The following is an 872-nucleotide window of genomic DNA, read 5'->3' on the forward strand; positions in this document are numbered from 1 at the left end:
CAGCGCGTCGGCCTGGGCGGCGACGAGCGCGGCCCCCACGCCGTGCACCGCGATCTCCGCGCCACCGGGCCCTGCCGTGACGGTGCTGAGCAGCCCGGTCACCCGCGCTCCGGCCCGCCGCGCGGCGGCCAGCGCCGTCGCCGCGTCCTTGCCCCCGGACCAGCTGACCCACATGTCGGACACCCTGCGACGGTAGCGTCCGGACAGCATCGATCCGGTCACACACCGTGCTCCCACCGAGCGGACGGTGACCGGGTCGGGCTTCTGCCCCGCACGGCCGACGGCTACCGTGACCAGCGTGCCCGAACGCCACGACGACGCCACCGTGACGGCGTGGGCGTTGGCCGCGGGTGCCGGTGACACAGCCGCGCTCGCGGAGTTCGTGCGGGCGACCCAGGTCGACGTCCACCGCTTCCTCGTCCACCTCGGCCGCGACGACGCCGAGGACCTCACCCAGGAGACGTTCCTGCGGGCCCTGCGGTCGCTGCCCTCGTTCGCGGGCCGCTCCACCGCGCGCACCTGGCTGCTGTCGGTCGCCCGCCGGGTCGCCGTCGACGCGGTGCGCACCGCGGTCCGCCGGCCCCGCGTGCGGGACCTGGGCGAGGACACCCAGGAGGTGCTGGAGCGCGCGGTGCCCCGCACCGGCGCGCAGGAGGCCGTCCTGCTGCGGACGCTGGTCGACGCGCTGCCCGACGACCGTCGTGAGGCGTTCGTCCTGACCCAGGTCCTGGACCTGGGCTACGCCGAGGCCGCGCAGGTCTGCGGCTGCCCGGTCGGCACCATCCGGTCCCGGGTCGCCCGGGCACGCGAGGACCTGCTGCGCGCGCTCGGCGAGGACGGAACCGGGACCGCCGGGGCGGCCGCGCCCGGCG

At 77.3% G+C, this 872-nt stretch carries 2 protein-coding genes; one reads left to right on the forward strand and one right to left on the reverse strand.

Translation table 11 applies throughout. The features are described 5' to 3' along the window. The coding region (locus GTW08_RS25695; protein WP_202417690.1) for a hypothetical protein at positions 1–183 on the reverse strand (183 nt) is incomplete at its 3' end. A gap of 115 nt (positions 184–298) precedes the next feature. On the opposite strand from GTW08_RS25695, the gene GTW08_RS25700 reads away from it, so the two are divergent. After that, a partial coding sequence (locus GTW08_RS25700) for a sigma-70 family RNA polymerase sigma factor (RefSeq protein ID WP_346009972.1) occupies positions 299–872 on the forward strand: 574 nt, incomplete at its 3' end.

Origin of the sequence: Pseudonocardia sp. SID8383 (assembly GCF_009864975.1) — a bacterium.
Lineage (GTDB): Bacteria > Actinomycetota > Actinomycetes > Mycobacteriales > Pseudonocardiaceae > Pseudonocardia > Pseudonocardia alni.